Below are 13,821 nucleotides of genomic sequence, written 5' to 3' on the forward strand. Positions count from 1 at the left end.
ACGGCGGCCCCGCCGCATCAGGGCGCTACAGCGCGCCCTTCATCTTGATGGTGATGGTGCCGCCCTTGGGCGCCTTCTTGCCGGCCTCCACGGACTGCGAGTCGACCTCGTCCTGCGGGAAGAGGAACGGCTTGTCCACCTCGACCTGGAAGCCGAGATCCGTCAGCTGCTTCTTGGCGTCCTCTTCGTTCTTGCCGGTGACATCCGGGACCGGGACCATCTCCGGGCCCTTGGAGAGCGTGAGGGTGACCGTTTCGCCCTTGCCCATCTTCTTGCCCTCGGCCGGCGTCTGCCGGGCGATGGTGCCCTTGTCCTGGGTCGAGTGGACCGGCTCGTCGGCGAAGCGGACCTTGAGGCCCGCCGCACGCAGGGTTTCCGCGGCGTCCGCGCGCTCGCTGCCGAGCACCCCGGGCGCCTCGACCTCGGCGCCCCGGCTGATGGTCAGCGCCACCGCCGTGTCGGGCCGCCGCTTGCTGCCCGCGACCGGGTCCGTACCGATCACCGAGCCCCTGGCGACCTCCTCGCTGAAAGCCCGCTTCTGGGTGCCCGGGATCAGCCCGAGGTCCCGCAGCTTGCGCTTGGCGTCGGCGACCGGGGTGCCCGACAGATCCGGGACGGTGACGATGTCGGGGCCCCTGGAGACGGTGATCGTGACCGTGCCCGTACCCCGGATCTGCTTGCCGTTGGCCGGATCCGTCTTCATGACATGGCCACGGTCGACATTCGAGCTGAAGCCGCGCACCACCTTCACGCCCAGGCCCTCGTCACGCAGCGTCTTCTCGGCCTTGGCCTGCGGCATGTCCAGGACCGCGGGGACGGTGGTGAACTGACCGGCGTTGATGTACCAGACGCCCGTGCCCGCCCCCAGGAGCAGCAGCACCGCCGCGATGATCGTGGCCAGCCGGTGCCGCTGCAGCAGCCCGCCGCGGGGCGCCGCGGACGCCGCGGGCGCCGGCACCGGACGCAGCCGCGTCGTCTGCTCCGACGGCGGCACCTCCAGTCGGCTGGTGCGGTTCAGCTCCGCCTCGTCCGTCCCCGGCAGCGGCGGCTGTACGCCCTCGGGGCGGGGTATCACGTCCGTGCGCTCCGAGCCGTCGCCGAGGCCGCCCGCGGGCACCTCCCTGGCCTGCGGCGGCACCACATCCAGCTGGGCATCGGTCAGCTGCGCACGGGTCTCCTGCGCCCGGGACAGCATCGCCACCGCGTCCTGCGGGCGCTGCTGCGGGTCGCGGGCGGTGGCCAGCGCCACCAGCCCGTCCAGCTGCGGCGCGAGACCGGGCACCAGCCCCGACGGCGGCAGCACGTCCTCGTGCAGATGCTGGTAGAGGATCTGCGCCACGGAGCCGCCGGTGTGCGGCTTACCGCCGGTCAGCATCTCGTAGAGCACCACACCACAGGCGTAGACATCGACCCGGGCGTCCGCGGTGCCGTGCTCCATCTGCTCGGGGGCCAGATAGGAGACGGTGCCCAGGACGGATCCCGTCGAGGCGGTCGTGTTCGTGTCCACCGCACGCACCAGACCGAAGTCGGCGACCTTCACCCGGCCGTCATCGCCGATCAGGACGTTCTCCGGCTTCATGTCCCGGTGCACCAGCCCGGCACGGTGCGCGGCGCCCAGCGCGGCCAGGATCGGCTCCAGGATGTCCAGCGCGGCCCGCGGCTGCAGGGCACCCCGCTCGCGCAGCACATCGCGCAGCGTGCAGCCGGCGACGTACTCCATCGCCAGATAGACGTACGTACCGTCCGTGCCCTGGTCGAAGACGCCCACCACATTCGGATGCGACAGCCGCGCCACCGACTTCGCCTCACGGATGAAGCGGTCGACGAACGCCGCATCCGTGGCGAGGGTGGGATGCATCACCTTCAGCGCGAGCAGACGGTCCAGCCGGGTGTCCACGGCCTGGTACACCGTGGCCATACCGCCGGCGGCGATGCGCGCCTGAACGCGGTAGCGGCCGTCGAGCAGCTGGCCCACGAGCGGGTCCTGAAGGGTCATATCCACGGCAGACGAGTGTATGGCCTATAGCGTCTGCCCACGATTTCGGCTGCCCCGCCGGTTCGCTGCGCTTTGCCTCGGGCCCACGTTTTTGGCTTTCCCGCCGTGGTGGTTTCTCGCCGTTGCGCCTGGCGGCGGGCGGGTCCGCTGCGCGGGGCTGTTGGGGTGCGGTGACGGGCCTGCGCGGGTGGGGGTGTCCGGACTGCTTCGCTTTACGTCCGGACACCCCCACCCGCTCCGGCCCGTCCCCTCCCGTGGGGTGGGTGGGAAAACGGCTGGTGGGGGTGCCCGCCGGTGGTCCTGTGCTCCTCGCGAAGCAGGAGTGAATCGCCGCCTACGGGCGCCCGCCCCCACTCACCGTTACTTACTCCTCCTACGGGAGGGGACGGGCCGGAGGGGCAGGGTTTCCGGACGTAAAGCGAAGCAGTCCGGAAACCCTGCCCCGGAGGTCCGTCACCGCACCCGACAACCACCCGCCCGCCGCAGGCGCAACGGCGGGGAACCCGCAAGCGTCACCCGAACCCACGCCCCGCGCAGCGGACCCGAAACGGGGCCAAGCCCCCACGGCGGGAAAGCCGAAAACGTGGGCTAGAAAGCCGGCCGCTCCGGGTCGAAGGCGGCCACACCCTCCGTCGGCGACGACGCCAACGCGAAATGACGGCGCGGGATCCGCCCCGCCCTATAGGCCAGCCGGCCGGAGGCAACCGCGTGGCGCATAGCCGTCGCCATCAGCTCCGGCTCCTGCGCGCGCGTCACCGCGGAGGCCAGCATGACCGCCGCGCAGCCCAGCTCCATGGCCAGTGCGACGTCCGATGCCGTGCCCGCGCCCGCGTCGAGGATGACGGGGACGCCGGCCCGCTCGGTGATCAGCTGGAAGTTGTGCGGATTGCGGATGCCGAGCCCGGAGCCGATCGGCGAGCCGAGCGGCATGATCGCGGCGCAGCCGACGTCCTCCAGCTTGCGGGCCAGCACCGGATCGTCGTTCGTATAGGGCAGCACCGTGAAACCGTCGTCCACGAGGGTCTCGGCGGCATCGAGGAGCTCGATCGGGTCGGGGAGCAGGGTCCGCTCGTCGGCGACGACCTCGACCTTGATCCAGTCCGTGCCGAGCGCCTCACGCGCGAGGCGGGCGGTGAGCACGGCCTCGCCGGCGGTGAAGCAGCCCGCGGTGTTCGGCAGCACGCGGATGCTGTGGCGTTCCAGTAGGGACAGCACCGAGCCCTGCACGGTCGGATCCAGCCGCCGCATGGCGACCGTCGTCAGCTCCGTACCGGAGGCGAGCAGCGCCCGTTCCAGGACGTCGAGGCTGGGGGCGCCACCGGTTCCCATGATCAGACGGGAGTCGAAGGTGGTGCCGGCAAGGGTGAGCGGGTCGTCGGCCATGTCTGCGGATCAGCCTCCCTGGACCGCGGTGAGCACCTCGACGCGGTCGCCGTCGCCGAGCGGGGTGGTGGGCCACTGGGTGCGTGGCACCACGATTTCGTTGACCGCCGCGGCCACCCCGGCAGGCGCCTGGGACAGCGTTGCGACGAGCCGGTCGAGGGTGAGTCCGCCGGGGATCTCACGGGCCTCGCCGTTGACGGACACGGACACGGTGGACGCGCTCATGCCTGCCTCGTTTCGTTCGGCGGGTGTGCCGTCGCCACCCGTCTTTACCGTTGGCTCAGTGCGCTCGCTCATACGGGCTGCTCCTCGGGGACACGGGTGCGCTCCGGCCCCGTGGCGGCGGGGGAGAAGCGCGCGGGGGAGAAGGGGCGGGCCTCTTCGGGGAGGCTCCCGGTGGCCAGCACCTCGGCCATCGCGTCACCGGTGACCGGCGTCAGCAGGACACCGTTGCGGAAGTGGCCGGTGGCCAGGTGGAGGCCGGGGAGCCCGGTCGGCCCGAGCAGCGGCGCGTTGTCCGGGGAGGTGGGGCGCAGCCCGGCGCAGGTCTCGACCAGCGGCAGTTCGGTGATGCCGGGGACCAGCTCATGGGCGTCCCGCAGCAGCTCGTAGACCCCGCCCGCGGTCACGGTGGTGTCCCAGCCCAGCTCCTCGCTGGTGGCGCCGACGACCAGTTCGCCGTTCTCCCGCGGCACCAGGTAGAGGGGCCCGCCGCGGACGACGGCCCGTACGGTGCGTGACAGGAAGGCGGGGCTGCCGGCCGGCACGTCCGGCAGCCGCAGCCGCAGCACCTGGCCCTTGACCGGCCGCACCGGCGGCAGCACCTCGTCGGGGACCCCGGCGAGACGGCCGCTGTGGCTGCCCGCGGCCAGTACCACCTGACCCGCCGACAGCCGGGTGCCGTCGGCGAGTTCGGCGCCCGTGGCGCGCCCGCCGTCGACCGTCAGCCGCGCGGCGGGGCTACGGTGGAACGCCACTCCGGCGCGCTCACAGGCGGCCAGCAGGGCGCTCACCAGCCGCCGCGGATCGACCTGGTGGTCGCCGTCCACCCGCAGCCCGCCGCGCACCCCGGGAGCCAGCATCGGCTCCAGACGGCGGCACTCGCGCCCCGTGAGCCACTGCGAGTCCAGCCCCGAGCGGGTCTGCAGCGCGTGCAGCTCGCGCAGATGGGCGCGGTCGTCGGCGTCCAGCGCGACGGCCAGGGTGCCGCACCGCCGGTAGCCGATCCGCTGCCCGGCGGCCTCCTCCAGCTCTTCCGCGAACCGGGGGTAGCGTTGCGCCGAGGCGAGATTGAGGCCCAGCAGGGTCTGCTCGCCGTAGTGGAGTTCGGTGACCGCGGCCAGCATCCCGGCCGCGACCCGCGCCGCGCCGCCGCCGGGCGCGGGATCGGCCAGCGCGACGGTCAGCCCGCGGCCGGCCGCCCGCCAGGCGGTGACCAGGCCTATGACGCCGCCGCCGAGGACGAGCACATCAGAACTCGGCGCGGCCGGTCCCGATGGTGTGGCAGGTGAATGCATGGGCTTCCAGCCCCTCCCTTCGCCGGCATGACCCGGATCAGGTTCGTACGGTCGGAGGCCGGCCAGCCTCCCTCTCAGCCCGGTACGTCCGGGCTCCCGCGAGTGCGTGTATCCGTCACCTTAGTACGGGGCCGCGACGTGCCGTAAGGCAGCGCCCCGGGCTCCCGGGGCCCGCAGCCCGGGGCGGCCGACCGTGACGGTGTGTCAGAGATCTCCTTGCGTGCTGCTGCGAGCGGCGTCGCGGACCGTCCTAGAGTGATCGGGTGAGCGAGCAGAGCAAGTCCTCCCAGGCCCCTGACCGCACGCCGCGCGTCGTGATCGTCGGCGCGGGAATCGCGGGTGTGCAGACCGCGGTCGCCCTGCGCGAACAGGGCTGGCGCGGCGCGATCACGCTCCTCGGCGACGAGCCCCACCCGCCCTACGACCGCCCGCCGCTGTCCAAGGCGGTCCTGCTGGGTAAGGCCGAAGGCTCCACCTTCGACGTCGACTTCGCCGCGCTCGGCATCGAGCTCCATCTCGGCCGCCCGGTCACCGCCCTGCTGCCGGACGACCGTGCCGTCGAGACGGCCGACGGCCCGGTCCCCTACGACTACGCCGTCCTCGCCACCGGTGCCGACCCGATCGTGCTGCCCGGCAGTGAGGGCATGCCCGGCGTGCACCTGTTGCGCACCCTCGACGACGCCGAACGGCTGCGTCCGGTGCTCGCCGCCCAGCACGAGATCGTGGTCGTCGGGGCCGGCTGGATCGGCGCCGAGTTCGCGACCGCGGCACGCGAGGCGGGCTGCTCGGTCACCGTCGTCGAGGCCGCCGACCGCCCGCTGGCCGGTGCGCTGCCCGCCGAGGTCGCCGCCCATATGACCGGCTGGTACACGGACGCCGGCGCCGAGCTGCGCACCGGCGCCCGGGTCGCGTCCGTCACCGCGGGCGCGGTCACCCTCGCCGACGGCACGACCCTGCCCGCCGACGCGGTCGTCGTCGGGATCGGCGCCCGGCCCGCGACCGCCTGGCTGGCCGGCTCGGGCGTCGAGGTCTCACAGGAGGACGGCGCCGTCCTCGCCGACGACCAGCTGCGCACCTCCGTGCCCGACGTCTACGCGGTCGGCGACTGCGCCTCCTTCCCGTCGGCCCGCTACGGCACCCGCCTGCTGATCCACCACTGGGACAACGCCCTCCAGGGTCCCCGTACGGTCGCCGAGAACATCGCCCGCGGCGACGCCGAAGGGGTGGTCTACGACCCCGTGCCGTACTTCTGGTCGGAGCAGTTCGGCCGGTTCGTGCAGTACGCGGGCCATCACGGGAACGCCGACGAGCTGGTCTGGCGCGGTGACCCGGCCGGGGCCGCCTGGTCGGTGATCTGGCTGCGGGACGGGCGGCTCGTCGCGCTGCTGGCCGTCGGGCGGCCGCGGGACCTCGCCCAGGGACGCAAGCTGATCGAGCGGGGCGTCGTACTGGACCGGGAGCGGGCCGCGAACGCGTCCGTACCGCTGAAGGCCGCGGCCGTCTAGCGGGCGCCGGCCCGCGCCATGGCCCGCCGGTTGCCGGGCGGGCGACGTCACCCGCCGGTGTGCAGGAAGCCCCTGATGGCGATGCCCGGCTACCGGCTGTCAGTGCGAGGTGGCAGGCTTGTCCTGTGACCGAGATTGACGCAAACATCGATGGACTCGTCCCCGCCTGGCTCACCCTCCCCGACATCGCCGAACAGCTCGGCGTCGAGGTGACGCGTGTGCGGCAGCTGGTCAAGGAGGGCCAGCTGATCGCGGTGCGCCGCGGCGAGAACAGGGCGCTGCATGTGCCCGCCGATTTCATCCAGGACGACAAGGTGGTCAAGGGTCTCGTCGGCACCCTCACCCTCCTCAAGGACGACGGCTTCACCGACGTGGAGATGCTGGAGTGGCTGTTCACCCCGGATGAGAGCCTGCCCGGCACGCCCGCCCAGGCGCTGCGCGAGAATCGCGGTACGGAGGTGAAGCGCCGGGCCCAGGCGCTCGCCGTCTGATCCGCCCGGCGCGGCGCGCTCCCGTCCGGCCGCCGCACCCGCATCCGTAACCGCACCCGAGGGGCGTACGTGCCGGAAGGCCCGGTCCGTACGCCCCCGACCTGGGGGGAAGCCGCCCGATGACCACCGCACGCCAGGCCCTGTCCGACGCCCGCCTCTACCTCTGCACGGACGCCCGTAAGCGGCAGGGCGATCTTCCGCAGTTCCTGGACGCGGTGCTCGCCTCGGGCGTGGACATCGTCCAGCTGCGCGACAAGGGCATGGAGGCCGGTGAGGAGCTCCGGCATCTGGAGGTCTTCGCGGACGCCTGCCGGCGGCACGGAAAGCTGCTGGCGGTCAATGACCGGGCGGATGTCGCCCATGCGGCCGGCAGCAATGTGCTGCACCTCGGCCAGGGCGATCTGCCGGTCCCGGCCGCCCGTGCCCTCCTCGGCCCGGACGTCCTCATAGGACGCTCCACCCATGCCGAGGCAGAGGTGGACGCCGCGCTCACCGAGGCCGGTGTGGACTACTTCTGCACGGGCCCCTGCTGGCCCACGCCCACCAAGCCGGGCCGCCACGCCCCCGGCCTCGACCTGGTCCGCTACACCGCCTCCCGCGCCCCCGAGCGCCCCTGGTTCGCGATCGGCGGGATCGACGCCGGGAATCTGGACGAGGTGCTGCGGGCCGGTGCCCGCCGGGTCGTCGTGGTCCGCGCGATCACCGAGGCGGACGATCCGGGCGCCGCGGCCGCCTCCCTGGCCAAGCGCATCCGGACCTGGGAGAACCAGGTGCAGTGAGCACGAGCGCAGCCGCCGCCCGGCGGTGCCGCGGCAGCCGGCCGGTGTGACCGGTATCACTTCGCGGCGCGGCTTGCCGGCGCGGGACGGCTTTCTGTCGTCCCGGCGACCGGAAAATGTCCAGTCAGTGGACACGAACCCGACCAACCAGGCATTACGCCGATGACGGTTGGTGTGCGCCCGGCCGGTGGTTAACCTGCCGGTATGGCCCTAGGTACAGCTTCCACCAGGACTGATCGCGCGCACACGGTGCGCGAACTGCTCGCCTCCGGCAAGCAGTCCTATTCGTTTGAGTTCGCTGCCCCGAAGACCGAGAAGGGTGAGCGGACCCTGTGGAACGCCATTCGTCGGATCGAGGCCGTCTCCCCGACCTTTGTCTCCGTGACGTACGGCGCCGGCGGCACCTCCCGTGACGGCACGGTGCGCGCCACCGAGCGCATCGCCACCGACACCACCCTGACCCCGGTCGCCCATCTGACCGCGGTCAACCACTCCACGGCGGACCTGCGCAACATCATCGGCCAGTACGCCGACGCCGGGATCCGCAACATGCTCGCGCTGCGCGGCGACCCGCCCGGCGACCCGATGGGCGAGTGGGTCAGGCACCCCGACGGCGTCGGCTACGCCGCCGACCTGGTCCGGCTGATCAAGGAGTCCGGCGACTTCTGCGTCGGCGTCGCCGCCTTCCCCGAGATGCATCCGCGCTCGACGGACTGGGACACCGATGTGGCACACTTCGTCGCCAAGTGCCGGGCCGGTGCGGACTTCGCCATCACCCAGATGTTCTTCTACCCGGAGGACTACTTCCGGCTCCGGGACCGGGTTGCGGCGGCGGGTTGCTCCACGCCGATCATTCCGGAGATCATGCCGGTGACGAACGTGCGCCAGATCGAACGGTTCGCTCAGCTCAGCAATGCGGCATTCCCGCCCGAGTTGGCCGAGCGCATCCTGGCCGTCAAGGACGACCCCGCGGCGGTACGCTCCATTGGGATCGAGTACGCAACGGAACTGTGCGCACGCTTGATGGCCGAGGATGTTCCCGGGTTGCACTTCATTACCCTGAACCACTCCACGGCGACCCTGGAAATCTACGAGAATCTGGGGCTGCACCAGCAGTCCTGATCACGGTGGCCGGCGAGCGGCGGAAGAGGGGCGTATATGGGCTGGACGATCCTCTACATCGCATTCGGTCTGGTCGCCCTGTGGCTGCTGGGTGAGGTGCTGCTCCAGTACAAGGCGCGGCTGCGCTGGCGGCTGCTCGCCTTCACCGGCTTCCTCGCCGTGGTCATCGGCGTGATCATCCCCTCGGTGATCGTGATCGGGCTGGGCCTGATCGCCTTCGCCATAGGGCAGACGCAGGTCACGCTCTCCTTCCGCCGCGGCTTCACCACCGGCTGGTCCCTGGGCGGCAAGCCCGGTGAGAGCCGCCGCCGGCGGGCCCGTCCGTCCGGCCCGCCGTCCGCCGAACCGACCCTGCAGGTCTCCGGCCTGGAGGCGGTACCGCCCGCCGACGGCCCCGGCCCGGCCGCCGACAGGGGCCCGGACACCTTCGAGAGCACCGGCGGCTTCCAGAGCCGGGACGCCTTCGCCGCGCAGGAAACCCTCGTCGGCCAGGAGCCCTTCGCCGCGCAGGAAACCTTTGCCGGACAGGGCTCCTACGGAGGGCCGGGCTCCTACAACTACAACGCCGGCGACGACTACCGCGGCCAGGACCCCTACCAGCCGCAGCAGGACCAGGACGCCTACGCCACCCAGGCGTTCGCCGTCCAGGACGACTACACGGCACAGCCCGACGCCACCGCCGTCTACGCCCCGCAGCCGATGCCCGACGAGACCGGCACGTACGGCATCTACAGCCCCGACGCCCGCGCCCAGCAGAACGGCTATTACGACGCCTACAACGGCGCCGCCGCCAACGGCAACAGCAACGGCAACGGCTATGCCTACGACGGCAGTTACGGCCAGGGACCGGCCGCCCAGGACGCCTATGCCGACCCCTACGCGGCCTACGGCGACAATCCGGGCCAGGGCGGGCAGGCGCCCTACGCCGATCCGTACCTCGGCGCCCAGCAGTACGCCGCGCCCTACGACCCGTACGCGCAGCCGGACCCCTACGCCCAACCGCCCTACGCCGCGCAGCAGTACGACAGCCAGGGGCAGCCGCTGGGCCAGTACCCCGGCCAGGGCTACGGCGAGACCCCGCCCGGCGGCGTCTGGGTCCCCCAGCAGCGCGACGCTGAACTCCCGCCCGAGCAGCCCTACCCGCCGTACGGGCAGCCGGGCTACGACCGATACTGAGGGCTTCCCACGTTTTTGGCTTTCCCGCCGTGGGTGTTGTTCGCCGTTGCGGGTCCGCTGCGCGGGGCTTGGGCGCGGGTGTTGCTTGCGGGTCCCCGCCGTTGCGCCTGGCGGCGGGCGGGTCCGCTGCGCGGGGCTGTTGGGGTGCGGTGACGGGCCTGCGCGGGTGGGGGTGTCCGGACTGCTTCGCTTTACGTCCGGACACCCCCACCCGCTCCGGCCCGTCCCCTCCCGTTGGGGGATGGGAAAACGGTGGGTGGGGGTGGTCGCCGGTGGTCCGGTGCGGCTCGTCGAGCGCAGTGAACTGCCTACGGGCGCCCGCCCCCACTCACCGTCACTTACTCCTCCCACGGGAGGGGACGGGCCGGAGGGGCCTGGTGTGTGGACGTAAAGCGAAGCAGTCCACACACCAGGCCCCGGAGGTCCGTCACCGCACCCGACAACCACCCGCCCGCCGCAGGCGCAACGGCGAGAAACCCGCAAACATCACCCGCGTCCAAGCCCCGCGCAGCGCAGGCGCCACGGCGAGGCACTCGCAAGCGTCACCCGCGTCCACGCCCCGCGCAGCGGAGCCGTAACGGCGAGAAGCCACTACGGCGGGAAAAGCCGAAAACGTGGGCCGAAAGCAAAGCGCAGCGCTACGTGGAGCCGTGCCAGTCGTCGCCGTTCACGATCAGGCCCGCGACGATCGCGCCGGACATCCCGGCGTGCGCCGGACCGCCGCCCGGGTGCGACCAGCCGCCGACCGCGTAGAGCCCCGGTATCCGGGTGCGGTTGCCGGGCCGCAGGAACCGGCCCTCCTGGCCCGCCAGCGCCGGTCCCGGCACCAGCGCGTCCTCCGTCGGGGGCAGCACCTCCCGCCATAGCACCCGCTCCCGCAGCCCGGGAACCGCGGCCTCGGCGATCTCCACCATCCGGTCCGCGTCGGCCGCCACGGCCCCCCCGTCCTGCCGGTCGACCGGCCCGTGCGGAGCCACCGTGGCGGTGAGGGTCACGGCCTCATGGGCCTCGTCCGGCCTGGTCGCCGGGTCGTCCGGGCGCAGCACCGTCACCGTGGGCCGGTCGCAGGGCGTCCGCAGCCCGGACCCGTCGCCGAAGACGCCCGCCAGCTCGGCCGTGCGGTCCGCGGCATGGACCACCGTCCGGTGCGCGGCGTCCCCCGGGCGGGCCCCGCGCAGCGCGAGACAGACCGTGAGCCGTCCGGTGGCACGGTCACCCGGGCCCAGGGCGGGGCGGACATCGTCCGCACCCCACGGCTCCCGTCCCCGGCAGAGCTCCACGAGCCGCACCGGATCGACGCCCGCGACCACGAACTCCGCCTCGGACACCCGGCCGTCGGCCAGTTCGACGCCCGCCGCCCTGCCGTCCTTCTCCACGATCCCGGTCACTGCCGCGCCGAAGCTGAACTCCACCTTGCGCGCCACACAGCGCTCGTACAGCGCGTCGGCCAGCGCCCGCATCCCGCCGCGCGGGTACCAACTCCCGAAGGTCTGCTCCATGTACGGCAGCACGACGGCGCTCGCCGGGGCGCTGCGCGGGTCGAAGCCGTACGCCAGCGCATGGCTCTCCAGCAGCGCGATCAGCCGGGGATCGGCCAGCTCGCGGCGGGCCACCTCGGCGAGGGTGGCGGTCGTGGGGCCCTTGCCCCGGCTGAACAGGCCGCGTCTGCGCACCGCCGGATACGGATCGCGCCCCAGCACCCGCCAGTCCGTCCACAGCGGCTCCTCCAGGAGCGGCCGGCGGGTGGCGTCCCAGGCCTCGCGGGCGCGGCCCACCAGCTCGCTCCAGCGCTCCCCGGAGCCCGCGCCCAGCGCCTCGTCCAGGGCCGCCAGCACGCCGGCCCGCGAGGCGTTCGGCAGCGAGACGGCCGTGCCGTCGGCGAAGACATGGCGGGCGGCGGGGTCGACCTGGGTCAGCTCGATGCAGCTCTCCAGCGGCTCCCGGCCGGTCTTGAGGAACAGATCGCGGTAGACGGCCGGCAGATGCAGCAGCCCGGGTCCCGTATCGAAGGTGAAGCCGTCCCGTGCCAGCCGCCGCACCGCGCCGCCGTGCGTCGCGTCACGCTCGAACACCGCCACCCGGTGGCCCGCGACGGCCAGCCGGGCAGCGGCTGCCATCGCGCCCATCCCGGCGCCGATCACCGCAATCCGTGCCATGCCTGCGACTTTATCCGGACCCACTGACAACGCCCGCACGGCCACGGAGGGCCGGGTCCGGCAGCGGCCGCGCGCCACCGGCCGGAGGCCGCCGTCAGGTCACCGGAGGTGCCGCACCGTCCACCGCGGCCGGCCGCTTCTCCGCCCGCCGCTGCCGCCGTCGCTGGAGGAATCTGCGGATCCGCGACCACAGGAAGACCACCACCGCGATCCCCGCGGCCAGCAGCGTCCCCGCGATGACCGCCGCGGCCACCGGATGGAACACGGCGAAGGCGATGAGCCCCGCGACCCCCAGATCCTCGGCCAGGCTCAGCACGATGTTGCTGGCCGGCTCCGGCGAGGTGTTGACCGCGATCCGGGTGCCCGCCTTGACCAGATGGCTCAGCAGCGCCGTCGAGCCGCCCACCGCGCCCGCCGCCAGCTCGGGCAGCGAACCGTTGTGGCCGGCCAGCAGCGCCGCCACCACGCCGCCGGAGACGGGCCGGATCACCGTGTGCACGGCGTCCCAGACCGAGTCCACGTACGGGACCTTGTCGGCGACGGCCTCGGCCACGAACAGCACCCCGGCCACGATCAGCACATCGGGCCGCTGCAGCGCGGCGGGCACCTCATCGGTGACGCCGGTCGCGCCGAGCAGACCGAAGAGCAGGACGACGGCGTAGGCGTTGATCCCGCTCGCCCAGCCACTGGTGAACACCAAGGGAAGTACGGACACGCCGCAGATCGTAGGCCCCAACTGGGGGCCGGTGCTCAGGTTTGAGTATCCGTACTCAGACGCCGAGATGAGTAGGTACGCGGATGGGCCGGAGACCGCCGGGACGGAAGAGTAGGGATCACGGAAGGGAAGCGGCGCCGCACCGCCGACACGGGGCGGCGGAGCGGCGCGGCTCCCGGACGTGACGGGGGAACACGGGGGAGCACGGGGGAAGCGCTGTCCTGGTCGGATCGGAGGGGGAACGATCCGTGCCAGGGCAGCGCACACTTTTGTGCGGGCCCAGGGGGAAGAAAAAGGGGTGCGCGCCGTACCTGACCACTCCGGCGCGCACCCTCTTTCCGATGCCGGGGGACCCTCCCGTCACTGCGAGGGCCGGCCGCTGATCCGTCCCTGGAGCAGCCGCGACAGCGCCGCGTGCACCTCGTCGATCGACCGGTCCGGCTGGTAGGACTGCCAGTCCAGGGCGGCCACCAGGACCATCCCGAACAACGCCGAGGCGGTCAGCGGGATGTCGATCTCCTCGCTCAGCTCCTCACGGGCGACCGCCTCCCGCAGCACGTCCTCCACCACAGTGATGGCCCGCTCCCGCACCACCATCAGCGTCGACTGCCAGGCCCGGTTGGTGCGCCACAGCTCGGCGACGTAGAGCTGGGTGAGCGCCGGGTAACGGGAGATGAAGTCCAGCCCGGCCCGGATCATCGCGTCCAGCGCGTCGATCCGGCTGCCGCCCCGGTCGGCCACCTCCTCCGCGGCCGCCTGCAAGGACGTCGCCAGCATCTCGATGCCGTGCCGCAGCAGCTCTTCGAAGAGCACGTTCTTGCTCGCGAAGTTGTAGTAGACGGTGCCCTTCGCGACACCCGCCCGCTCGGCGATCTCGTCCACCGTGGTGGAGGAGAAGCCCTGTTCGGCGATGAGCGTGACCGCGGCCTCGAAGAGCTTGCGCCGGGTGGCGTCGCGGCGTGTATTGGAGCTGTCCATGGG

The 13,821-nt window shown here is 72.6% G+C and carries 12 protein-coding genes and 1 riboswitch; of the genes, 5 read left to right on the top strand and 7 right to left on the bottom strand.

All coding sequences use genetic code 11. The features are described from left to right. Positions 1-25: 25 nt before the first annotated feature. The 4 genes from pknB to thiO all read right to left on the bottom strand — a co-directional run bounded on the left by pknB (position 26) and on the right by thiO (position 4,896). On the bottom strand, positions 26-1,996 hold the full coding sequence (pknB, locus tag STRNI_RS30385; protein WP_277413341.1) for a Stk1 family PASTA domain-containing Ser/Thr kinase: 1,971 nt from the start codon (positions 1,994-1,996) through the stop codon (positions 26-28). Between the two features lie 588 nt (positions 1,997-2,584). After that, entirely contained in the window at positions 2,585-3,379 is a 795-nt protein-coding gene (locus STRNI_RS30390; protein WP_018090223.1) for a thiazole synthase, read from the bottom strand. 9 nt (positions 3,380-3,388) lie between these two features. Next, positions 3,389-3,604 carry a sulfur carrier protein ThiS gene (gene thiS, locus STRNI_RS30395; protein WP_093645833.1) on the bottom strand — a complete coding sequence of 72 codons (216 nt, stop codon included), beginning with the start codon at positions 3,602-3,604 and terminating at the stop codon, positions 3,389-3,391. A 68-nt stretch (positions 3,605-3,672) separates the two neighbouring features. Then, positions 3,673-4,896, bottom strand: a complete 1,224-nt coding sequence (gene thiO / locus STRNI_RS30400) for a glycine oxidase ThiO (RefSeq protein ID WP_277412374.1) — start codon at positions 4,894-4,896, stop codon at positions 3,673-3,675. Continuing rightward, positions 4,894-5,006: riboswitch (TPP riboswitch) on the bottom strand. Its footprint overlaps the gene before it by 3 nt. 153 nt (positions 5,007-5,159) lie before the next feature. Between thiO and STRNI_RS30405 the strand changes: the two genes are divergently transcribed. The 5 genes from STRNI_RS30405 (at position 5,160) to STRNI_RS30425 (ending at position 9,969) form a co-directional block, all read left to right on the top strand. Next, a complete protein-coding gene (locus tag STRNI_RS30405) occupies positions 5,160-6,401 on the top strand; it encodes an NAD(P)/FAD-dependent oxidoreductase (protein ID WP_018090226.1) in 1,242 nt (413 codons plus the stop codon). Between the two features lie 125 nt (positions 6,402-6,526). Beyond that, the gene (locus STRNI_RS30410) at positions 6,527-6,892 is read left to right on the top strand and encodes an Rv2175c family DNA-binding protein (protein ID WP_018090227.1); all 366 of its coding nucleotides are present in this window, start codon (positions 6,527-6,529) and stop codon (positions 6,890-6,892) included. Between the two features lie 119 nt (positions 6,893-7,011). Beyond that, positions 7,012-7,671, top strand: a complete 660-nt coding sequence (thiE, locus tag STRNI_RS30415) for a thiamine phosphate synthase (RefSeq protein ID WP_159488541.1) — start codon at positions 7,012-7,014, stop codon at positions 7,669-7,671. Between the two features lie 204 nt (positions 7,672-7,875). Next, the gene (gene metF, locus STRNI_RS30420) at positions 7,876-8,793 is read left to right on the top strand and encodes a methylenetetrahydrofolate reductase [NAD(P)H] (protein WP_026169737.1); all 918 of its coding nucleotides are present in this window, start codon (positions 7,876-7,878) and stop codon (positions 8,791-8,793) included. A gap of 36 nt (positions 8,794-8,829) precedes the next feature. Then, entirely contained in the window at positions 8,830-9,969 is a 1,140-nt protein-coding gene (locus tag STRNI_RS30425) for a hypothetical protein (RefSeq protein WP_266449779.1), read from the top strand. Between the two features lie 638 nt (positions 9,970-10,607). On the opposite strand, the gene STRNI_RS30430 is transcribed toward STRNI_RS30425, so the two are convergent. The 3 genes from STRNI_RS30430 to STRNI_RS30440 all read right to left on the bottom strand — a co-directional run bounded on the left by STRNI_RS30430 (position 10,608) and on the right by STRNI_RS30440 (position 13,818). Then, entirely contained in the window at positions 10,608-12,125 is a 1,518-nt protein-coding gene (locus STRNI_RS30430) for a phytoene desaturase family protein (protein ID WP_277412375.1), read from the bottom strand. Positions 12,126-12,219: 94 nt separating this feature from the next. Continuing rightward, on the bottom strand, positions 12,220-12,840 hold the full coding sequence (locus STRNI_RS30435) for a DUF4126 domain-containing protein (RefSeq protein WP_262042326.1): 621 nt from the start codon (positions 12,838-12,840) through the stop codon (positions 12,220-12,222). 360 nt (positions 12,841-13,200) lie between these two features. Then, positions 13,201-13,818: a TetR/AcrR family transcriptional regulator gene (locus STRNI_RS30440; protein ID WP_026169738.1), complete on the bottom strand. Its 618-nt coding sequence runs from the start codon at positions 13,816-13,818 to the stop codon at positions 13,201-13,203. Positions 13,819-13,821: the final 3 nt, after the last annotated feature.

The organism is Streptomyces nigrescens (assembly GCF_027626975.1).
Taxonomy (GTDB): domain Bacteria; phylum Actinomycetota; class Actinomycetes; order Streptomycetales; family Streptomycetaceae; genus Streptomyces; species Streptomyces nigrescens.

Bases quoted from the DNA above. Each gene is read 5' to 3' on its own strand.
- STRNI_RS30425 (WP_266449779.1), top strand. From the start codon at position 8,830: ATGGGCTGGACGATCCTCTACATCGCATTCGGTCTGGTCGCCCTGTGG.
- metF (WP_026169737.1), top strand. From the start codon at position 7,876: ATGGCCCTAGGTACAGCTTCCACCAGGACTGATCGCGCGCACACGGTG.
- pknB (WP_277413341.1), bottom strand. From the start codon at position 1,996: ATGACCCTTCAGGACCCGCTCGTGGGCCAGCTGCTCGACGGCCGCTAC.
- thiS (WP_093645833.1), bottom strand. From the start codon at position 3,604: ATGAGCGCGTCCACCGTGTCCGTGTCCGTCAACGGCGAGGCCCGTGAG.
- thiE (WP_159488541.1), top strand. From the start codon at position 7,012: ATGACCACCGCACGCCAGGCCCTGTCCGACGCCCGCCTCTACCTCTGC.
- STRNI_RS30390 (WP_018090223.1), bottom strand. From the start codon at position 3,379: ATGGCCGACGACCCGCTCACCCTTGCCGGCACCACCTTCGACTCCCGT.
- STRNI_RS30440 (WP_026169738.1), bottom strand. From the start codon at position 13,818: ATGGACAGCTCCAATACACGCCGCGACGCCACCCGGCGCAAGCTCTTC.
- STRNI_RS30430 (WP_277412375.1), bottom strand. From the start codon at position 12,125: ATGGCACGGATTGCGGTGATCGGCGCCGGGATGGGCGCGATGGCAGCC.
- thiO (WP_277412374.1), bottom strand. From the start codon at position 4,896: ATGCATTCACCTGCCACACCATCGGGACCGGCCGCGCCGAGTTCTGAT.